This is a genomic window from Streptomyces sp. NPDC048644 (assembly GCF_043199105.1).
Lineage (GTDB): Bacteria > Actinomycetota > Actinomycetes > Streptomycetales > Streptomycetaceae > Streptomyces.
This window is the reverse complement of the sequence record NZ_JBICVO010000016.1, coordinates 1-19,989: the sequence shown is the minus strand read 5'-3', so window position 1 is coordinate 19,989 and position 19,989 is coordinate 1. Positions and strand designations below refer to the sequence as shown.

The 19,989-nt window shown below is 71.8% G+C and carries 15 protein-coding genes; 4 read left to right on the top strand and 11 right to left on the bottom strand.

Annotated features, from left to right (window positions below):
- Positions 1-26 precede the first annotated feature (26 nt).
- Positions 27-644 carry a DUF742 domain-containing protein gene (locus tag ACGFNI_RS28705; RefSeq protein ID WP_393687584.1) on the top strand — a complete coding sequence of 206 codons (618 nt, stop codon included), beginning with the start codon at positions 27-29 and terminating at the stop codon, positions 642-644.
- Complete coding sequence (locus ACGFNI_RS28700) at positions 625-1,203, top strand: ATP/GTP-binding protein (protein WP_073447656.1); 579 nt, start codon at positions 625-627, stop codon at positions 1,201-1,203. The genes ACGFNI_RS28705 and ACGFNI_RS28700 overlap by 20 nt, the downstream gene beginning before the upstream one ends.
- A 96-nt stretch (positions 1,204-1,299) precedes the next feature.
- Here the strand turns inward: ACGFNI_RS28700 and ACGFNI_RS28695 are convergent, their stop codons facing one another.
- Positions 1,300-3,081, bottom strand: coding sequence for a dihydroxyacetone kinase family protein (locus tag ACGFNI_RS28695; RefSeq protein ID WP_393687583.1), 1,782 nt, complete (start codon positions 3,079-3,081; stop codon positions 1,300-1,302).
- A gap of 302 nt (positions 3,082-3,383) precedes the next feature.
- Between ACGFNI_RS28695 and ACGFNI_RS28690 the strand changes: the two genes are divergently transcribed.
- Entirely contained in the window at positions 3,384-4,673 is a 1,290-nt protein-coding gene (locus ACGFNI_RS28690) for an MFS transporter (protein WP_393687582.1), read from the top strand.
- Between the two features lie 516 nt (positions 4,674-5,189).
- On the opposite strand, the gene ACGFNI_RS28685 is transcribed toward ACGFNI_RS28690, so the two are convergent.
- The 3 genes from ACGFNI_RS28685 to ACGFNI_RS28675 all read right to left on the bottom strand — a co-directional run bounded on the left by ACGFNI_RS28685 (position 5,190) and on the right by ACGFNI_RS28675 (position 9,678).
- Complete coding sequence (locus ACGFNI_RS28685) at positions 5,190-5,402, bottom strand: acyl-CoA carboxylase epsilon subunit (RefSeq protein ID WP_393687581.1); 213 nt, start codon at positions 5,400-5,402, stop codon at positions 5,190-5,192.
- A gap of 47 nt (positions 5,403-5,449) precedes the next feature.
- Positions 5,450-7,033, bottom strand: coding sequence for an acyl-CoA carboxylase subunit beta (locus tag ACGFNI_RS28680; protein WP_393687580.1), 1,584 nt, complete (start codon positions 7,031-7,033; stop codon positions 5,450-5,452).
- 239 nt (positions 7,034-7,272) lie between these two features.
- On the bottom strand, positions 7,273-9,678 hold the full coding sequence (locus ACGFNI_RS28675) for a polysaccharide lyase 8 family protein (RefSeq protein WP_393687579.1): 2,406 nt from the start codon (positions 9,676-9,678) through the stop codon (positions 7,273-7,275).
- Positions 9,679-9,874: 196 nt separating this feature from the next.
- On the opposite strand from ACGFNI_RS28675, the gene ACGFNI_RS28670 reads away from it, so the two are divergent.
- Positions 9,875-10,501 carry a YceI family protein gene (locus tag ACGFNI_RS28670; RefSeq protein ID WP_393687578.1) on the top strand — a complete coding sequence of 209 codons (627 nt, stop codon included), beginning with the start codon at positions 9,875-9,877 and terminating at the stop codon, positions 10,499-10,501.
- A 90-nt stretch (positions 10,502-10,591) separates the two neighbouring features.
- Here ACGFNI_RS28670 and cimA read toward each other — a convergent pair whose 3' ends face one another.
- From cimA to ACGFNI_RS28635, 7 genes are all read right to left on the bottom strand, one after another.
- Positions 10,592-12,247, bottom strand: coding sequence for a citramalate synthase (cimA, locus tag ACGFNI_RS28665; protein WP_393687577.1), 1,656 nt, complete (start codon positions 12,245-12,247; stop codon positions 10,592-10,594).
- A gap of 350 nt (positions 12,248-12,597) precedes the next feature.
- Entirely contained in the window at positions 12,598-13,944 is a 1,347-nt protein-coding gene (locus tag ACGFNI_RS28660; RefSeq protein WP_393687576.1) for an MFS transporter, read from the bottom strand.
- A 106-nt stretch (positions 13,945-14,050) separates the two neighbouring features.
- Entirely contained in the window at positions 14,051-14,668 is a 618-nt protein-coding gene (locus tag ACGFNI_RS28655) for a TetR/AcrR family transcriptional regulator (RefSeq protein WP_393687575.1), read from the bottom strand.
- A gap of 39 nt (positions 14,669-14,707) precedes the next feature.
- Complete coding sequence (locus ACGFNI_RS28650) at positions 14,708-15,748, bottom strand: agmatine/peptidylarginine deiminase (protein ID WP_393687574.1); 1,041 nt, start codon at positions 15,746-15,748, stop codon at positions 14,708-14,710.
- Between the two features lie 53 nt (positions 15,749-15,801).
- Positions 15,802-17,526: an urease subunit alpha gene (locus tag ACGFNI_RS28645; protein WP_393687573.1), complete on the bottom strand. Its 1,725-nt coding sequence runs from the start codon at positions 17,524-17,526 to the stop codon at positions 15,802-15,804.
- The gene (gene ureA / locus ACGFNI_RS28640) at positions 17,523-18,212 is read right to left on the bottom strand and encodes an urease subunit gamma (protein WP_393687572.1); all 690 of its coding nucleotides are present in this window, start codon (positions 18,210-18,212) and stop codon (positions 17,523-17,525) included. The genes ACGFNI_RS28645 and ureA overlap by 4 nt, the downstream gene beginning before the upstream one ends.
- A 247-nt stretch (positions 18,213-18,459) precedes the next feature.
- Positions 18,460-19,545 carry a branched-chain amino acid aminotransferase gene (locus ACGFNI_RS28635; protein ID WP_393687571.1) on the bottom strand — a complete coding sequence of 362 codons (1,086 nt, stop codon included), beginning with the start codon at positions 19,543-19,545 and terminating at the stop codon, positions 18,460-18,462.
- Positions 19,546-19,989: the final 444 nt, after the last annotated feature.

The following is a 19,989-nucleotide window of genomic DNA, read 5'->3' as shown; positions in this document are numbered from 1 at the left end:
CAGACAGGCAAGTTGGAGGAGGAGACGTGGCTACGCCCCCTAGCGGATACCCGTACGGTTCCGGACAGCAGTCCGGGCCACAGGGCGAGACCCATCACAACCGCTTCAACTTCCCGTCCGCGCCGAGCCGTCGGCCGCAGCGGCCCCAGCCGCCGCAGCAGCAGCGTCCCGAACGGCCCCAGCACCGCTCGTACGACTCCCAGCCGTACGAGCCGTCGGTGTACGAACAGCCGCAGGCACCGCGCATCCAGCCGGTGCAGCCGCAGCGGCAGGCACCTGAGCCGTCGCCCGTGGGCGGCGCGCACAACCCGCTGGTGCGCCCGTACGCCATGACCGGAGGCCGGACCAGGCCGCGCTACCAGCTCGCCATCGAGGCGCTGGTCAGCACGACCGCCGACCCTTCCCGGCTACAGGGCCAGCTGCCGGAGCACCAGCGCATCTGCCACCTCTGCCGCGAGATCAAGTCAGTCGCCGAGATCTCCGCGCTTCTCTCCATCCCCCTCGGCGTCGCCCGGATCCTCGTCGCCGACCTGGCAGAGGCCGGGCTCGTCGCCATCCATCAGCCCGGCGGGGACGACACCGCCGGCGGACAGCCAGATGTGACACTGCTCGAAAGGGTGCTCAGTGGACTTCGCAAGCTCTAGCGGTGCAGCCCGCTCCACCACCTCCGCGAAAATCGTGGTGGCGGGCGGCTTCGGCGTGGGCAAGACCACGTTCGTCGGGGCCGTCTCAGAGATCAACCCGCTGCGCACCGAAGCCGTCATGACGTCAGCGTCGGCGGGCATCGACGATCTCACGCATGCTCCGGACAAGACAACCACGACCGTGGCGATGGACTTCGGCCGGATCACCCTGGACCAGGACCTGATCCTGTACCTCTTCGGTACACCGGGGCAGGACCGATTCTGGTTCATGTGGGACGACCTCGTACGCGGCGCGATCGGCGCCGTCGTACTGGTCGACACCCGGAGACTCGCCGACTGCTTCCCGGCCGTCGACTACTTCGAGAACAGCGGCCTGCCGTTCGTCATCGCCCTCAACGGCTTCGACGGACACCAGCCCTACACGCCGGACGAGGTGCGCGAGGCCCTGCAGATCGGCCCCGACGCACCGATCATCACCACCGACGCCCGGCACCGCAGCGAGGCCAAGAGCGCGCTCATCACGCTCGTCGAGCACGCCCTGATGGCACGGCTGCGCTGACCAGGCCGGGACGCGCCTCGCGTCCGCGCCATACCGAAAGGCCCCCGCACACCTGCCAGGTGCGGGGGCCTTCGGTATGCGCGGGGAGGCGCCGGGTCAGTCGCCCAGGGTGTCGCCGACCGCGGTCAGGATGAGAGCGAGGGAGACGGCGCCGGCGTCGGGGTGGCCGTAGCCGAGCGCGCCCATCCGGGCCGCGCGGCCCCGGGCCGGGGTGAGTTCGGCGGTGTCGGCGGCGGCCCGGGTCGCGGCCTCGGCCGCCGCCCGCCACGCCTTGCCGAGCCCTTCGCCCGCGCGTGCCCGCAGCTCGCGGCGGAACGGGTCGAGCGAGTCGAGCATGGTCTTCTCGCCCACCTCGGCGCCGCCCAGTTCGGCGACGGCCCGCTGGGCGGCGTCCGCCGCTTCGGCGAACAGCGCGGTGTCACAAGGCCGTTCGGCGTACGCGCCGCCCGGCCTGGCCGCGGCCTTGCACAGGACGGCGCCGGTCTCGGTGAGCAGCGCGCCGTACAGGGCGCCCGACGCGCCGCCTGACGCGTCGGCGAGGGCGAGGCCCGCGGTCATCAGGGCGCCGCCCGCCGCGCGCGGGTCGCCAGGCGCTCCCGCCTCGGTCGCGCGGGCCGCGGCGACGGCGGCGCGCAGCCCGCGGACGATGCCGATGCCGTGGTCGCCGTCGCCCGCCACCGCGTCCAGCCTGCCCAGCTCGTCCTCGTTGGCGGCGACGAGGTCGAACGCGGCCTGGAGCGCGGCGGTCGCCGGCAGGTCGCTGTCACCGGCCGCCGTTTCCCGGGCCTCGGCCACGACGGCGGTGTCCGTGCGGTCGTCGTCGGCGGCCACGTGGGTGCCCGGCAGGCTGCGGAAGGCGGGGGTGTCGCAGGGGGCGTCGTACAGCTCGGTCAGTTCGTCGTCGAGGACCATCACCGACAGCGAGACGCCTGCCATGTCGAAGGAGGTGACGAACTCGCCCACCTCGGGGCGGTGCGGCTGGAGTCCGGCGGCCCGCAGACGCCGGTTGACCTGCCGGTAGACGACGAACATCTCCTCGTACTTGGTACGCCCCAGGCCGTTGAGCAGGACAGCGACGCGGCCGGTGCCGCCTGCGGGCGTGGGCAGTTCGTCGAGGAGGTTGTCGACCAGTTCGTCGGCGAGTTCGGCGGCGGTCAGGCTGCGGGTGGTGCGCAGGCCGGGCTCGCCGTGGATGCCCATGCCCAGTTCGGTGGTGCCGGCGTTGACGGTGAACAGCGGCTCCGCGGCGCCGGGGAGTGTGCAGCCGGCGAAGGCGGCGCCGAAGGTGCGGGTCATGGCGTTGGCGTGGGCGGCGGCCCGCGCGACGCCTTCGAGGTCGTCGCCGCGCTCGGCAGCCGCGCCCGCCACCTTGAAGACGAAGAAGTCGCCCGCCACCCCGCGGCGGTCACGGGACGGGTCGATCTCCTGGCCCTCTACCGGCGGCGGGCCGCTGGCGACGTCGTCGGTGACCAGCACCGTGCGGGTGTCGATGCCCTCGGCCGCGAGACGGCGGGCGGCGAGGCCGAAGTGCATGACGTCGCCTGCGTAGTTGCCGTAGCTGAGCAGCACGCCCGCGCCGCCGTCGGCGGCCCGCGCGGTGCGGTAGACCTGTTCGGCGCTGGGGCTGGCGAAGACGTCACCTATGGCCGCGGCGTCGGCGAGGCCGGGGCCGACCAGTCCGGCGAAAGCGGGGTAGTGACCGGAACCGCCGCCGATGACGACGGCGACCTTACCGGTGCGGGGTGCGTGGCGCCCGACGACGCCGAAGGCGCCCGGCACCCGGCGGACCGTGCGCGCGTAGGCGTCGGCCAGTCCTTCCAGCCAGTCCTCACGGAAGGTCTCGGGGTGGTGTCCGAGGCCGGCGGGGGTGGTGGTCATCTGGGCACACTCCTTTTGTTTCGTGCCTGTTTGATTTAACACGCACATCACAGATTCGTCACCCCTTGCGGCGTAAATCTCACCACCGCTTGTGAGAATGGCCCGCAAAAATCCCTGGCATCACATCTTGCATGTGAAGTTCTCAGGATTCATGATGCTCGCATCACCCTTGTTCACGCCCGCGATACCGGAGCGTCACCGCGCCCCCCGCCTACCGCATCACAGCCCCCCGTCCCGACACCACCCCCTCCCCGACCCGCCGTCGGCCCCTGGCGACGGCACCCGCCCCACGGAGGCGCGACATGGCCCCACCACCCTTCCTCGACCGGATCGGCATCCCCAAGCCGCTGGTCTTCGGCTACATCGGCGTACTGCTGTTCATGGTGGGCGACGGCGTCGAGTCCGGCTTCATCGCGCCGTACATGGCCGATCACGGCGCGGGCACCGAGGTGCACGCCTCGTACGTGATCACCGCGTACGGCGTGACCGTGATGCTCGCGTCCTGGCTGTCCGGCGCGCTCTCCGACCTGTGGGGCCCGCGGCGGGTCATGCAACTCGGCCTGGCCGTCTGGGTCGTCTTCGACATCCTCTTCCTGACTCTGGCGCTCGGGCCGCAGAACTACACGCTGATGCTGGTCTTCTACGGTCTGCGCGGCTTCGGGTATCCGTTGTTCGCCTTCGGCTTCCTCGTCTGGATCACCGCCACCGCGCCGAAGGCCCGCATGGGCACCGCCGTCGGCTGGTTCTACGTCGCCTTCACCGGCGGTCTGCCCACCCTCGGCTCGCTCGTCGCCGGCGTCACCAACCCGATGTTCGGCCGCTTCGGCACGCTGTGGGTCGCGCTCGGCATCATCGCCATCGGCGGCGCGTTCTGCATGCTGGGCGTCCGTGAGCGCACCGGCTACTCGCGGCTGGCCCCGGCCGAGGTCCGGCCCGTGCAGTCGCTGCTCTCCAGCCTCTCGATCGCCTGGACGCACCCGAAGGTCGCTGTCGGCTGCGTCGTACGGATCATCAACACCGCGCCGGAGTTCGGCTTCCTGGTCTTTCTCCCCACCTTCTTCTCCAAGGAGTTGGGCTTCGGGGAGGGCCGCTGGCTGACCCTGCTCGCCGTCATCTACGGCACCAACGTCTTCTGCAACCTGCTCTTCGGCGTGATCGGCGACAAGATCGGCTGGCGCAAGACGATCGCCAGCTTCGGCGGCGTCGGCTGTGCGGTCACGACGTTGACCCTGTACTTCGTGCCGAAGGCGGTCGGCAGCCACTACTGGGTCGCCATCGTCGTCGGCATGCTCTACGGCGTGACGCTGGCCGGCTTCGTGTCCATCTCCGCCCTCATCCCGGCGCTCGCCCCCGAAAACAAGGGCGGGGCTATGGCGCTGCTGAACCTGGGGGCGGGTGGGGCGGCCTTTGTCGGGCCCGCCATCGTCAGCATCTTCCTGGGGCCGCTCGGGCCGTCCGGTGTCGTGATCATCTTCGCTGCGCTGTATGTCGTCGCTGCGCTGCTGACGTTGTATCTCAAGATTCCCGATGAGGGGGAAGGGGGCGCTGCGGAGCCGGGGCCGGGGGTGGCTGCGGAACCGGTGCGTGCCTGACGGTTCTTGGCCGGCCGTGGGGCGTGTGTACGGAGGTCCATCTGCTTTTGCGGGTGGGCCTTCGGTGTGTGCGGGCGGTTGGTGGGTGGGGTGGGTCGGAGGGGCCGCACCGGGTCGTCTCCTCGACGCATGTGCCCTCGGCTACCAGTCAAGAAGCTGCCGGCGTTGGCACCTGTCGCTGCGGGGAGCGACCCGGTGCGGCCCCCCCCCGACCCACCCGGGCCTCGTACGCGGCTGACCGCCGGTGGGCCTGGCCCTGTCCCCTGTGCCTCGCCCTTCGGGCCTCGTTCGCGGCTGACCGCCGGTGAGTCCCGTCTCCTGTGCCTCGCCCTTCGGGCATCGTGCGCGGCTGACCGCCGGTGGGCGCTCCCTCACCTCGCCCTTCGGGCCTCGGGGGGGGGGCTGCGGGGCGGTGGTCCGGCCTGTGGCTCGCCCTTCGGGCCTCGTGCGCGGGTGGGGAGGGAACGCCGAGGCCCCGCCTCCTCGGGGGATGCGGGGCCTTGGTGCGGGTGTGGGTCAGCGCTGCCAGCTGGTGGCGCCGTGGAAGCCGTACTGGCGCTCCAGGCGGCGCCAGCGGGCGGCCGTGGCGCGGGGGCCGGTCGGGGTGGTGGCCGGCTGGTGGGCGGCGCGGGCCAGGAGGACGGCGGTCAGAGCGGCGAGTTCTTCCTCGCTGGCCTGGCCCTTCTCCACGCGGATCGGGTCGTTCCTGAGAGTGTCGGCAGGGTTCACGTTCGTGTGTCTCCGTCGTCGCGGTGGGCGCAGTGCGGGTGCGGTGGCTACTGCGGCGGGTTGCCGTGCTTGCGGGCGGGCAGGTCCGCGTGCTTGGTGCGCAGCATGTCCAGGGAGCGGATGAGGGTGTGGCGGGTCTCGGCGGGGTCGATGACGTCGTCGACCAGGCCGCGCTCGGCCGCGTAGTACGGGTGCATCAGCTCGGACTTGTATTCCTTGACCATGCGCATCCGCATCGCCTCGGAGTCGTCCGCCTCGGCGATCTGCTTGCGGAAGATGACGTTGGCCGCACCCTCTGCGCCCATCACCGCGATCTCGTTGGTGGGCCAGGCGTAGGTGAGGTCGGCGCCGATGGACTGCGAGTCCATGACGATGTAGGCGCCGCCGTACGCCTTGCGCAGCACGATGGAGATGCGCGGGACGGTGGCGTTGCAGTAGGCGTAGAGCAGCTTGGCGCCGTGCCGGATGATGCCGCCGTGCTCCTGGGAGACGCCGGGCAGGAAGCCGGGGACGTCCAGGAGGGTGATGATCGGGATGTTGAAGGCGTCGCAGAGCTGGACGAAGCGGGCCGACTTCTCGGACGCCTCGATGTCCAGGACGCCGGCCAGCGACTGCGGCTGGTTGGCGACGATGCCGACGACGCGGCCGTCCAGGCGGGCCAGCGAGCAGATGATGTTGGTCGCCCAGCGCTCGTGGACTTCGAGGTATTCGCCGTCGTCGACGATCTCCTCGATGACCTTGCGCATGTCGTAGGGGCGGTTGCCGTCGGCCGGGACGAGGTCCAGGAGTGCGTCGCCGCTGCGGTCGGCGGGGTCCTCGCAGACGACCGTCGGCGGGTTCTCGCGGTTGTTGGACGGCAGGAGGGAGAGGAGGTAGCGGACCTCTTCGAGGCAGGTCACCTCGTCGTCGTAGGCGAAGTGCGCGACACCGGAGGTCTCGGCGTGCACGTCGGCGCCGCCCAGGCCGTTCTGGGTGATCTCCTCGCCGGTGACGGCGCGGACGACGTCGGGTCCGGTGATGAACATCTGCGAGGTCTCGCGGACCATGAAGACGAAGTCCGTCAGCGCGGGGCTGTAGGCCGCGCCGCCCGCGCAGGGGCCGAGCATGACGGAGATCTGCGGGATGACGCCGGACGCCTTGGTGTTGCGCTGGAAGATGCCGCCGTAGCCGGCCAGGGCCGAGACGCCTTCCTGGATGCGGGCGCCGGCACCGTCGTTCAGCGAGACCAGGGGCGCACCGGCCTGGATGGCCATGTCCATGATCTTGTGGATCTTGGTGGCGTGGGCCTCGCCGAGCGCGCCGCCGAAGATGCGGAAGTCGTGGGCGTAGGTGAAGACCGTCCGCCCGTGGACGGTTCCCCAGCCGGTGATGACACCGTCGGTGTACGGCTTCTTGGACTCCAGCCCGAAGCCGGTCGCACGGTGCCGCCGCAGCGGCTCGACCTCGTTGAACGAACCCTCGTCCAGGAGCAGCTCGATCCGCTCCCGGGCGGTCAGCTTGCCCTTCGCACGCTGAGCTTCGGTGGCACGCTCGCTGGGGCCTCGCCGAACCTGCTCACGGATGGCGTGCAGCTCGGCGACGCGCCCGCGGGCGTCGGTCGCGCCGGCGGGCACATCTTCGACAGTGGTCATGTATCGACGGTACGTGGCTGAGGGCCCGGGGACCGATGTCGGATTCTCACAACGTCGGGTGCGATTTGGTGGGCAGGCAGCACAGAAGAGGAAGGGAAGCGTCCTGTACGTGGGGGCGGGCACTCGTCCGATCGGGTGTGCCGGGGGCCTGTGGTCTGTATGGGGCCGACAAATCCCCGACGGGAGGTGTGGCGGTCTCGCGGGTTGTGCGGGGCGGCGTCGGCGGGTGTTCCTGGCGGTCAGGGCAGGGTGACGGTGCAGCTGTGGGTCGCGCAGGCGGTGCCGGGGGTGACCCGTAGCCGCAGGGTGCGGCCGGTGGCCAGTACCTCGACGGCCGGGTCGTGGGCGGGCACCGCGCGCACCGGGTGGTGCCAGGTGATCTCCAGCGGGGCGCCGGAACGGTCCGGGGCGGCGAGGTACAGGCGGGCGTCGCCGCGGCGCGTCTCGCGCAGCAGGACGCTCGCCGGGCCGTCGGCGGTGAGCGGGCCCGCGTGGCCCGGCTGCCAGAAGTTGGCGGCGGTCAGGCCGAGGGTGGGGACGTGAATGGACTGCTGGGCCCGTGAGTTGGCGAGGACGGTGAGCCAGTGGCGGTCGGCGGCGCGGGCTGCGATGGCGCGTGGGGTGGCGCCGGGCATGAGGAGGTAGGCGTAGCTTGCGTCGGCGGGGTCGGTGCCGTGGTCGTGCCAGAGGGTGAGGTAGCGGCGGGTGAGGGCGGCGGTGGACGAGCCGGAGTTGATGTCGTGCCAGGAGCCGGTGCGGTCCTCGCGCAGGGTGTGCAGCGGGGCGCCGTCGGGGAAGACGTAGCCGCCGTGGCCGGTGAGGTGGGCCCAGCGGGCGGCGGGGAAGGTGGCGGTGCGGCCGGTGCGGGGCTGCTGCACGCGGCCGTCGACGGTGAGGGTGGCCTGGAGGTCGGTGCCCAGTGCGCGGTTGTCGATGACGGTCTCGGCCGGGACGCCGTCGTGTGCGGTGATGCCGGCGCCGAGGCAGACGACGGTGTCGGCGAGGAAGAACCAGGATTTCCTGGCGGTGAGGGTGGAGGCGAGGCCGCGCAGGTGCTGTCCGACGGCCGCGTAGGTGCCGTCGGTGGTGCCGCCGACCCAGCGCACGTCCGGTTTCGGCTCGCCCCAGCCGCCGCCCTCGTCGTCGGCGAGGCGCTTGGTGGAGACGGTGGTGCCGGGCAGCCGGTAGGGGTCGACGGTGGGCCAGTAGGCGTCGGTGTACTGGCCGCCGCCGAAGTCCGCGCCCCACCAGGAGAGCATTCCGGCGCCGGTGTGCCAGCCGCGGTGGTTCTCTCCGTTGCCGTTCTCGTAGTACGTGATGCGGTCGGACGCCATGGCCAGGCCCGCGGCCCAGCCGGGGCGGCGGTGGACGGCGCGGTCCATGGCGGGGAAGAGGCGGTGGCCGACGGGTTCGGGGGTGGCGGGGGCCGGGTCGTCGAGGGCGGCGGCGACGCGGGCGAGGTCGGCGACGGGGTACTGCCGGTCGGTGCGGACCTGCAGGGTGCGGTCCCGCTCGGCCCAGCCCTTGATCATGGCGTGCCAGCGGGTGCGCTCGGCGCGGCTCGCGGTCTGCCCGAGCAGCGTGATCGCGGCGATGAGGGCGTGCCCGTGGTAGTGGTCGCTGCGCGGTGTCCCGTGTGCGTCGCCGCGCAGGGCGCCGCGGCTGATGGCCCGGCCGTTGACCATGTCCATCATCAGGCCGTTGTACAGCAGCGGCGCGTACGCGTGCTCGACGCTGTCGATGACGAGCTGCCCTGCCGGGTCGGTGACCGCCCAGGGTGACCCGTCGAGCAGCGTGAAGAGGCGGCCGATGCCGTCCAGCAGGACGTAGCCGTAGGTGCCGGAGTAGGCGACCCAGCTGTGCTGGATGAAGGAGCCGTCGGCATAGAGGCCGTCGCCCTTGGTGACGTGGGGGAAGACCGGCGAGAGCGCGTCGCGGGCGAGGGCGAGCTGGGCGGGGTCGCGGCCGATGACGCCGCGGAGGGCGACGACGCGGCACAGGTCGACGCGGTTGGCGCCGGTGCTGGTGCCGGTGTAGTCGCCGAGCGCGGAGTCCGGGACGAAGTGGTGGACGGCGGCGAGGTAGCGGGCGCGGCGCCGGTCGGTGAGCGGGCTGCCCGCGGGGTGGTCGTCGAGGACGGCGACGGTGTCCAGGAGGAGCTTCGGACTGCCGATCTGCCAGTCCCACCAGTTGCCGTAGGGGGTGGTGGCGGGGTGGTAGACGGTGGCGTCGATGTGGTCGAGGCCGGTGACGACGGCGGCGGCGAGACCGGCGTCACCGGTGAGTCCTGTGCCGGGCTGGGCGTACGCCTGGGCCATGGTGTGCAGGCGGTCGTAGCTCGTGGTGATGCCGCTCGACGGGTCGAGGGGCAGGCCGGGCCAGAGCGTGGTGGCGGTGGGCCGCATCGTGGCGCGGAATCCGGCGGCGAGGGTGCCGGTCTCCTTCAGGGCCGTGGCGTACGGCTCGGCGGCCGGATCGAAGCCGGTGCCGAGGATGAGGCCGGCCCACCGGGCGCGCAGGGCGGCGAAGGGGTCGGCGGGCCCGGTGGGTGCCGGGGTGCGGGACGGGGCGGCGGTGAGGCGCAGCGTGCCGCCGGTGGTGGCGGCGAGGAATCCTCTGCGGGACCAGGTGGGCGGCTGGGGCACGGCCGGTCCTCTCGATGGCGTCAACTGACCTGTGGCGCTGAGCACTTGAGAGTGTTGTGACGGTTTAGCACGGCATGCGGGGCGGGGACAACGGGCGCGCGGGGAGCGGCATCGAGCAGAGAGGTTGAATGTTGAACTACATGTGGCTAAGGTGAATCTCGTTGAAGGTTAAACAAACCGTCTTTGAGGAGGAGCCATGGCTCTGTTCCACCGCAAGCGCCCCGAAGCCCCCGCCACCGCGGGCACCACCGCCCTCGTCGAGGCGGACCCCGCGCTCGCCGCGCTGACCGGCGACTACACCATCGACCCCGCGCACAGCAGCATCGGCTTCACGGTCCGGCACGCCATGGTCACCAACGTCCGCGGCGCCTTCGGCGAGCACGAGGGCACCCTCCGCCTCGACGGCAGCGACCCGGCCCGCTCCACCGCGTCCCTGGACGTAAGGACCGCCGGCGTGGACACCGGCATCGCCGACCGCGACGCACACCTGCGCGGCGCCGACTTCTTCGACTCCGAGACCTTCCCGCTGATGAGCTTCCGCAGCACGGCGGCCGAGCAGGTGGCGGGCGACCGCTTCCGCATCACCGGCGACCTGACCATCAAGGACGTCACCAGGCCGCTCACCATCGACCTGGAGTTCCACGGCGCGGCCACCGACGTCTACGGCGCCGAGCGGGTCGGCTTCGAGGGCCGCGCCGAGATCCTGCGCTCCGACTGGGGCCTGACCTGGAACGCCGCGCTGGAGACCGGCGGCGTGATGGTCAGCGACAAGGTCAAGCTCACCTTCGACATCTCCGCGGTCAAGGCGGCCCCCCAGGGCTGACCGGTCGCGGCACGGGACACCGCGGCCCCGCGCCGGCCCCTCCCCCCGGGGGCCGTGGCGCGGGGCCGCGGTCGTGGCGTGTGCAGGTCGTTACTCCTGCGGCTGCACACCGGCCCGCAGCAGGCCGTAGGCGTAGGCGTCGTCGAGTGCCTGCCAGGAGGCGGCGATGACGTTCTCCGCGACGCCGACGGTGGACCACTCGCCGTTGCCGTCGGTGGTGGAGATCAGGACGCGGGTGATCGACCCTGTGCCCTGGCGGCCCTCCAGGATGCGGACCTTGTAGTCGACCAGCTCGATCCTGGCGAGCTGCGGGTAGATCCGCTCCAGGCCGACGCGCAGCGCCCGGTCCAGGGCGTTGACCGGGCCGTTGCCCTCGGCCGTCGCGACGATCCGCTCGCCCTTGGCCCACAGCTTCACGGTCGCCTCGTTGGCGTGGGTGCCGTCGGGGCGGTCCTCGACGATCGCCCGCCAGGACTCCACCCGGAAGAACTTCGCGGCCCGGCCCAGCGCGCCGTCCCGCTCCAGCTCGTCACGGAGCAGCAGCTCGAAGGAGGCGTCGGCGGCCTCGTACGTGTAGCCCTGCGACTCGCGTTCCTTGACCCGCTCGACGACCCGGCCGACCAGCTCGCGGTCGCCGCCCAGGTCGATGCCCAGCTCCTTGCCCTTCAGCTCGATCGAGGCGCGGCCCGCCATGTCGGAGACCAGCATCCGCATGGTGTTGCCGACCAGCGCCGGGTCGATGTGCTGGTAGAGATCCGGGTCGACCTTGATCGCCGAGGCGTGCAGCCCGGCCTTGTGCGCGAAGGCGGAGACGCCGACGTAGGGCTGGTGGGTGGAGGGCGTGAGGTTGACGACCTCGGCGATGGCGTGTGAGATCCGGGTGGTCTCGGCGAGCTTGCCGGGCGGCAGGACGGCGCGGCCGTACTTCAGCTCCAGGGCGGCGACGACCGGGAAGAGGTTGGAGTTGCCGACCCGCTCGCCGTAGCCGTTGGCGGTGCACTGCACGTGGGTGGCGCCCGCGTCGACCGCGGCCAGGGTGTTGGCGACCGCGCAGCCGGTGTCGTCCTGGGCGTGGATGCCAAGGCGGGCACCGGTGTCCGCGAGGACGGTCCGCACCACGGCGGCGACCTGTGCGGGCAGCATGCCGCCGTTGGTGTCGCAGAGCACGACGACGTCGGCGCCCGCCTCGCTCGCGGTGCGCACGACCTGCTTGGCGTAGGCCGGGTCCAGCGCGTAGCCGTCGAAGAAGTGCTCGCAGTCGAGGAAGACCCGGCGGCCCTGGGCGCGCAGGTAGGCGACGGTGTCCGCGACCATCGCGAGGTTCTCGTCAGGAGTGGTGCGCAGCGCCAACTCCACGTGCCGCACATGGGACTTGGCGACCAGCGTGATCACCGGGGCCTGCGACTCCAGGAGGGCGGCGACCTGCGCGTCGTCCTCGACCCGCACACCGGCCTTGCGGGTGGCGCCGAAGGCGACGAGCTGCGCGTGCCGGAAGCCGATCTCCGTGCGGGCGCGCTGGAAGAACTCGGTGTCCCGGGGGTTGGCGCCGGGCCAGCCGCCCTCGATGAAGCCGACGCCGAAGTCGTCCAGGTGCCGGGCGATGGTGAGCTTGTCGGCGACGGTCAGGTTGATGCCCTCGCGCTGGGCACCGTCGCGCAGCGTCGTGTCGAACACATGGAAGTCGTCGGACGGCAGGCCGTTGGCCTCGGTGTCCTGGGACGATTCGGGTTCGGGTGCGTCCGTCATGCTGGTCTGAACTCCTGTCGGGATCTCGGTCTACCGGAATGACCGGCTCCACCGTCCCTCCATGTTCCCTCGCGCTCCCCTTCCGGCGGCAGGTGGGCCGGAAACGAAAAAACCTCTCGCGGGTGCGAGAGGTCTGCGCGCGGGTCTGGGACGACGGTGGCCGCGTCGTACTCGGTTCGTACGAGCGGTCACTGCGGACCGGCGCGCCTGCTGCCAATAATCATGGCCAACGAGAGCACGGCCGCAGTCTGGCACGGCCGGGGCGGCGCCGGGTAGCCGGTCTCACGATGCGGGCGGGCGGTGCCCCGGGCCGGCTGCGGGGGCGCCGGCCCGGGGTGTGAGGGGAAAGGTCAGCCGGCCGCCACCGCGCCCGTCTCCGTGCCGCCCGGTGCGCCGGCCCCTTCCTTGCCGTCGCCGCCGTCCTTGCCGACCCGGTGCAGGTCGATGGTGCGGGTCTCGCGCATGCTGAGGTAGACGACCAGCGAGACGGCGGCGCAGCCGGCGACGTACCAGTAATAGCCGGACTCGATGCCGCCCTTCTTGAACCACAGCGCGACGTATTCCGCGGTGCCGCCGAAGAGGGCGTTGGCGATGGCGTACGGCAGGGCGACGCCGAGCGCGCGGATGCCGGTGGGGAACAGTTCGGCCTTCACGCAGGCGTTGATCGAGGTGTAGCCGGTGACGACGACCAGCGCCAGCAGGGACAGGCCGAGGGCCGGCCAGAACGTCCCGGCGTGCCGCAGCAGGGTCATGATCGGCACCGTCAGGAAGGTCGAGCCGACGGCGAAGGTGATCAGCAGCGGGCGGCGGCCGATCCGGTCGGACAGCTTGCCCGCCAGCGGCTGGAGGCACATGAAGACGAACAGCGCGCAGAAGCTGACCAGCGAGGCGGTCGACTTGTCCATCCCGGCGCTGTTGGACAGGTACTTGGTGAGGTAAGTCGTGTACGTGTAGTACGCGACGGTGCCGCCCATGGTGAGCGCGATGACGAGGAACGCCTCGCGCTTGTGGGCCAGCAGCGCCTTGAGGGTGCCGCGGTCGGGGTCGGCCGCCGCCTGGTCGTCCGCCGCGTAGACCTCGGTCTCCAGCATGGTGCGGCGCAGGTAGAAGACGATGGCGGCGCCCAGCGCTCCGATGATGAAGGGGATGCGCCAGGCCCAGCTGTGCAGCGCGTCGTCGGACAGGGTCCGCTGGAGCACGATCTGGAGGCCGAGGCCGAGCAGTTGGCCCGCGGTCATCGACACGTACTGGAAGCTGGAGGCGAATCCCCGGCGGCCGGGCGCGGATGCCTCGGTGAGGTAGGTGGCGCTGGCCGCGTACTCGCCGCCCACCGACAGGCCCTGGAGCATCCTGGCGATGAGCAGGACCGCGACGCCGCCGTAGCCCGCGGTGCCGTATGTGGGGGCGATGGCGATCAGGATCGCGGATGCGGACATCAGGGTGACGGTCAGCGTGAGCGCCGCCTTGCGGCCCTTGCGGTCGCCGACCCGGCCCAGCACCCAGCCGCCGACCGGGCGCAGGAAGAAGCCGACGGCGAAGATCCCCATGGTGTTCATGAGGTTGGCGGTGTCATTTCCCTTCGGGAAGAACGCGTCCGCGAAGTACACCGCGAAGCTGGCGTAGACGAACCAGTCGAACCACTCGACCATGTTGCCGGCCGAGCCGACCCAGATCTTCTTCCATTGCTCTCGTCCCATAGCCGCTCACGGTCGCGGACGCGGGGGACTTCGGCAAGAGCCGCCACCGCAACGATCACGCGTACTTGTGTCCTTTGAGGTCACGGGCCGCGGCCTTCCCCGGTGGTCAGCCCGGCGGCAGGGACAGCGATTCGTCCAGGAAATCCCTTACGTGGGCCCGTACTTGCTCCCGGTCGGTACCGGGCAGGCCGACCACGAGGTGGGTGCCGAAGCCGTCGAGGAGGGCGCGGGTGCGGGTGGCGAAGCGTTCGGCGTCGACGGTCCTGAACGCGCCCTGCGAGATGCCTTCGACGACGAGGGCTGCCAGGTCGCGGTGCCAGGCGAGTTCGAGGTCGAGCTGGCGCTGGCGTGCCGCGTCGTCGGCGTTCCTGGAGCGGTTCCAGACCTCAAGCCACAGGGTCCAGCGCGGGTCGAGGTGGCCGTCGGGGAGGTAGAGGTCGATCAGCGCGTCCAGCCGCTCGCGGGGCGGGACGCGGCGGGAGAGTGCGGCCCTGCGCTCGGCTCCGAGCTGCTCCTCGCTCCACTGGAGGGTCTGGAGCAGCAGCTCGTCCTTGGTGCCGAAGTAGTACAGGATGTGGCCGCTGCTCATGCCGACCTCCCGGCCCAGGCCCGCCATCGTCAGCCCGTCGAGCCCTTCCGCCGCGATGGTGGCCATCGCGGCGGCGAGCACCTGTTCGCGGGGCTGGCTGAGCCGCCGCCTCGGGCGGCGCGCGGGAGAGGGCACGGGGGCCTCCGGGGTCGGCTGGTGGTGCGGGCCTGGCTCTCAGACCTCGGGCTGTTGCTGGGTGATGCAGTGGATGCCGCCACCCGACGCAAAGATCGTACGGGCGTCGACCAGGGTCACGGTGCGGTCGGGGAAGAGCCCGCGGAAGATCGCGGCGGCCTGCTCGTCGCGCGGGTCGTCGAAGGCGCAGAGGACCACGCCGTCGTTGCAGAGGTAGTGGTTGATGTAGGAGTGGTCGACGAAGGCGCCGTCCTCCTCGATGACGGTGGGCGCGGGCACCTCGACGACCTCCAGGCGGCGGCCACGGGCGTCCGTCGCTTCCCTCAGCAGGGCGGCGATGTCCTGGCAGATGGCGTGGTCGGGGTGGCGGGGGTCGGGCTGGGTGTGCACGAGGACGGTGCCGGGGCGGGCGAAGGCGGCGACGATGTCGACGTGGCCGCGGGTGCCGAACCGCCCGTAGTCGGCGGCGAGTCCGCGCGGCAGCCAGATCGCCTTGGCGGTGCCCAGGTGCGCGTGGATCTCGGCCTCGACCGCCGCCTTGTCGCGGCCGGGGTTGCGGCCCGGGTCGAGCTGCACGGTCTCGGTGAGCAGCACGGTGCCCTCGCCGTCGACGTGCAGGCCGCCGCCCTCGTTGACCAGCGGCGTGCGGTACGTGCGGGCGCCGGCCAGACCCGCGACGTACGAGCCGATCTCCGCGTCGTGCTCCCAGCGGGCCCAGTCCTGGGCGCCCCAGCCGTTGAAGACCCAGTCGGTGGCGGCGAGCCCGCCGTTGCCGTCGGTGAGGAAGGTGGGGCCGATGTCGCGCATCCAGGCGTCGTCCAGGGGCCGTTCGACGACCTCGATGTCCGGGCCGAGCAGCGTGCGGGCGTGCGCGGCCCGGCCGGGGCCCGCGACGACGGTGACCGGTTCGAAGCGGCGTACGGCGCGGGCGACCGCGGCCCATGCCCGGCGGGCGTCGGCGAGCGTCCCTTCGCCCTCATCGCCGAACGTGAAGTTGGCGCCCGGCCAGGCCATCCAGGTGCGCTCGTGCCTGGCCCACTCCGGGGGCATGCGGAAGCCGTCGGCGGCGGGGGTGTTCATGCGGGGGTCCTCACGGGTTCGCGGTGACGGGGGTGGGGCGCGGGTCCTGCGGGTTACAGGAAGTACAGGCGGGAGAGCGACACGCTGTCGGCGGGCGCGGAGCGCATCGGGTCGCCGTCGAGGGTGACCAGACCGCTGCGGGCGTCCACCTGGACGTCGCCGACCCGGGAGTTGTGGACGAGGTCGCCGGGTCCGATGCCGCGGGTGCCGCGGACCGCGACCCGGCGGCGGCGGGTGGGCAGTCCGTCGCCGCCCCCTTCGGCGGCGGCGCGGGAGACGAACGCGACGGAGATCTCCGCCGGGGTGGCGCCGTGCGCGCCGAACTGCGGGCCGAGCACCAGGGGTTCGCAGGTGTCGGTGGCGGCGTTGGGGTCGCCGGTGACGCCGTACGCGGGAAATCCTGACTTCAGGACGAGCTGCGGCTTGGCGCCGAAGAACTGCGGCAGCCACAGCACGATGTCGGCCATCTTGCCGACCTCGATCGATCCGATCTCGTGCGAAAGGCCGTGGGCGATGGCGGGGTTGACGGTCAGCTTGGCGACATAGCGCAGCACCCGGGCGTTGTCGTCGTGCGTGCCGTCCCCTGCCATCGGCCCCAGCTCGGCCTTCATCTTCCCGGCCATCGCGAAGGTGCGGCGTACGGTCTCCCCGGCCCGGCCCATGCCCTGGGCGTCGGACGAGGTGATGCCGATCGCGCCGAGGTCGTGCAGCACGTCCTCGGCGCCCATCGTGCCGGCCCGGATGCGGTCGCGGGCCATGGCGGCGTCGCCCGGCAGGTCGGTCTTGAGGTCGTGGACCGAGACGATCATGCCGTAGTGCTCGGCGACGGCGTCCCTGCCGAAGGGGAGGGTGGGGTTGGTGGAGGAGCCGATGACGTTCGGGACGCCGGCCATCTTCAGGACGTTGGGGACGTGCCCGCCGCCGCAGCCCTCGATGTGGAAGGCGTGGATGGTGCGGCCTTCGAGCACCGCGAGGGTGTCCTCGACGGAGAGGCATTCGTTGAGGCCGTCGCTGTGCAGCGCCACCTGCACGTCGTGTTCCTCGGCGACCCACAGGGCGGTGTCCAGCGCGCGGGTGTGCGCGCCCATGTCCTCGTGCACCTTGAAGCCGCAGGCGCCGCCCTCGGCCAGCGCCTCGACCAGCGGCGCCGCGCCGGATGACGAACCGCGGCCCAGGAAGCCGATGTTGACCGGCCAGGCGTCGAACGCGCCGAACGCGTGGCCCAGCGCCCAGGGCGAGTTGACGCCGACGCCCCAGACGGGCCCGAACTCCTGGCCGATGATCGTGGTGACGCCGGAGGCCAGGGAGGCTTCCATCACCCGCGGCGAGAGCAGGTGCACGTGGGTGTCGACGGCGCCCGCGGTGGCGATCATGCCCTCGCCGGAGACGATGGACGTGCCGGTGCCGACGACGACGTCCACGCCGTCGAGGGTGTCGGGGTTGCCGGCCCGCCCGATCGCGCTGATCCGGCCCTCGCGGATGCCGATGGACACCTTGCGGATGCCCAATGCCGCGTCGATGACCAGGACGTTGCTGATCACCACGTCGCAGGTCTCGCGGACGGCGGCGGCCTTGAGGTGCAGCCCGTCCCGCGCGGTCTTGCCGAAGCCGGCCAGGAATTCGTCGCCCGGCTTCTGGGAGTCCGACTCGACGCGGACGACCAGGCCCGAGTCGCCGAGTACGACGCGGTCGCCGGCCCGCGGGCCGTGCACCGACGCGTACTCGTGGGGGTCGGTGCCGCCGCTGACGGTCTTGGTGTGCGCGCAGTGCTCGCTCATGCCTGTTCCTCCGCTCCCAGGTAGCCGCAGGCGGCGGCCCGCCGCAGCGCTTCGGCCCTGGCGCCCGGCGCGTCCAGCGGCCCGTCGACGAGACCGGCGAAGCCGATCGCGATCCGGTCGCCGCCGATGGGCACCAGGCCGACCTCCGACGCGCCGCCGGGGTCGAACCGCACGGACGAGCCGGCCGGTACGCACAGCCGCATGCCGTAGGCGGCGGCGCGGTCGAACTCCAGCCGCGGGTTGGCCTCGAAGAAGTGGAAGTGCGAGGTGACGCTGACCGGCACGGTGGCGGTGTTGCGCACCGCGAGCCGCAGGGCCGGTACGGGTTCGGGTCCTGCGGGCCCGGGGAGCACCGCGCCCGGCGCCCGCTCCCCCGCCCCGCCGCCGCGTATCGGGTCGGTGACCACCGCGAGCCGGGAGCCGTCGTCGAAGACCGCTTCCACATGCACCTCGGTGACCACGTCGGCCACCCCCGGCAGGACGTCGTCGGGGCCGAGCACGCCGCGCGCGGCCTCGATGGCCTGCGCGAGGCGGCGCCCGTCCCGCGCCGCCTCGCAGACCGTGTCCGCGATCAGCGCGGTCGCCTCGGGCACGTTCAGCCGCAGCCCCCTGGAGCGGCGGGCCCGCGCCAGCTCGGCCGCGCCGAACAGCAGCAGCCGGTCGCGTTCCGTCGGGGTCAGCCGCATCCTTCGCACCTCCAGCTCGTTTAGAGCAGCACTCTAACGGCCGAAAGGTAATGGGGGAAGGTATTGACTAGGGATACTCCATGGATCACATTGAGCATTGCTCTAATTCGTGGACGGTCGGTTACCGCCCCTCCTCACCGCCCGTACGGGCACACCGGATGCCGTCCGCGAAGACCGGCCGAACAGCACAACGCGGGGCCGCCACCGGTCGGTGGCGGCCCCGCGTCCTGTCGTCGGGTGTCCCGGCTCAGCCGAGGGGGTGCATCCAGCCGTGCGGGTCGGCGGCGGCACCGGTCTGGATGTCGAGCAGCGCCCTGCGGAGCTTCATGGTGACCTCGCCGGGCTCACCGTCGGCCACGTCCCAGGAGGCGCGGGCGGACTTCACCGAGCCGACGGGGGTGATGACGGCGGCGGTGCCGCAGGCGAACACCTCGGTCAGCGAGCCGTCCGCGGCTGCCGCCTTCCAGTCGTCGACCGAGATCCGGCCCTCGGCGACCTCGTAGCCCAGGTCGGCGGCGATGGTCAGCAGCGAGGCGCGGGTGATGCCGGGCAGCAGCGAACCGGTCAGCTCCGGGGTGACGATGCGGTTCCCGTACACGAAGTACAGGTTCATCCCGCCCATCTCCTCGATCCAGCGGCGCTCCAGCGCGTCCAGCCAGACCACCTGGTCACAGCCCTGCTCGGCGGCCTGCGCCTGGGCGACCAGGGACGCGGCGTAGTTGCCGCCGGTCTTGGCGGCGCCGGTGCCGCCCGGGACGGCACGGACGTACTCCTCGGAGAGCCACACCGAGACCGGCTTGACGCCGCCGGAGAAGTACGCGCCGGCCGGCGAGGCGATGACGAGGAAGAGGTATTCGTTGGCCGGCTTGACGCCCAGGCCCACCTCGGTGGCGATCATGAAGGGCCGCAGGTAGAGCGACTCCTCGCCGCTGGCCGGCACCCACGCCTTGTCCTGGGTGACCAGCGCGTCGCAGGCCGCGACGAAGGTGTCGACGGGCAGCTCGGGCATGCCCAGGCGGCGTGCGGAGTCCTGGAAACGGCGGGCGTTGGCGTCCGGCCTGAAGGTGGCGACGGAACCGTCGGGCTGGCGGTACGCCTTGAGGCCCTCGAAGATCGTCTGCGCGTAGTGCAGGGTCATGTTCGCCGGGTCGAGGGAGAGCGGCGCGTACGGCACCAGCTGGGCATCGTGCCAGCCGCGGCCCTCCGTCCACTTGATCGTCACCATGTGGTCGGTGAAGTGCCGGCCGAACCCGGGGGCCTTCAGGAGCTGTTCCCGCTCGGTGTCGGACAGCGGGTTCGATGAGGGCTTGAGCTCGATCGTGGGCGTCGTCATGAATGCATGTCCTTCACTGCGTGTTCCGATACCGCGGGCCGCCGTCCGGCCCTCCACGAGGAGGCCGACGGCCCGAGGGGTGCCCCGGAGTTGCGGCACCGGTGCGGTTGATGCGCCGCGCGCATACGGGAACCCGGGGCCGCCCCGCGTCACCGGGACATCCAGGGTTCTCCGTGGGCGGCGGCCCACGTCCGATTATCGCTCGCGAGTATCCGCGGACGGAATCGTGCGTGCGGTCCGGTTTCGATGGTCCCACCGAAACCGGAAGGGGTACATGTGTGCCCAAACACACGCAGCGCCGGGCCTCGGCGGCCCGGCGCTGTGCGTACTGCTGGTCAGGTACGGCGCCCTAGGCGGTGTCTTCAATTGTCACGCCCACATCAGGAGCGAGGCGAGTGTGACGGCTGCCTGGTAGGACTCGGCGGTCTTGTCGTAACGGGTCGC

Bases quoted from the DNA above. Each gene is read 5' to 3' on its own strand.
- ureA (WP_393687572.1), bottom strand. From the start codon at position 18,212: ATGCGGCTGACCCCGACGGAACGCGACCGGCTGCTGCTGTTCGGCGCG.
- ACGFNI_RS28690 (WP_393687582.1), top strand. From the start codon at position 3,384: ATGGCCCCACCACCCTTCCTCGACCGGATCGGCATCCCCAAGCCGCTG.
- cimA (WP_393687577.1), bottom strand. From the start codon at position 12,247: ATGACGGACGCACCCGAACCCGAATCGTCCCAGGACACCGAGGCCAAC.
- ACGFNI_RS28650 (WP_393687574.1), bottom strand. From the start codon at position 15,748: ATGAACACCCCCGCCGCCGACGGCTTCCGCATGCCCCCGGAGTGGGCC.
- ACGFNI_RS28645 (WP_393687573.1), bottom strand. From the start codon at position 17,526: ATGAGCGAGCACTGCGCGCACACCAAGACCGTCAGCGGCGGCACCGAC.
- ACGFNI_RS28695 (WP_393687583.1), bottom strand. From the start codon at position 3,081: ATGACCACCACCCCCGCCGGCCTCGGACACCACCCCGAGACCTTCCGT.
- ACGFNI_RS28680 (WP_393687580.1), bottom strand. From the start codon at position 7,033: ATGACCACTGTCGAAGATGTGCCCGCCGGCGCGACCGACGCCCGCGGG.
- ACGFNI_RS28660 (WP_393687576.1), bottom strand. From the start codon at position 13,944: ATGGGACGAGAGCAATGGAAGAAGATCTGGGTCGGCTCGGCCGGCAAC.
- ACGFNI_RS28635 (WP_393687571.1), bottom strand. From the start codon at position 19,545: ATGACGACGCCCACGATCGAGCTCAAGCCCTCATCGAACCCGCTGTCC.
- ACGFNI_RS28670 (WP_393687578.1), top strand. From the start codon at position 9,875: ATGGCTCTGTTCCACCGCAAGCGCCCCGAAGCCCCCGCCACCGCGGGC.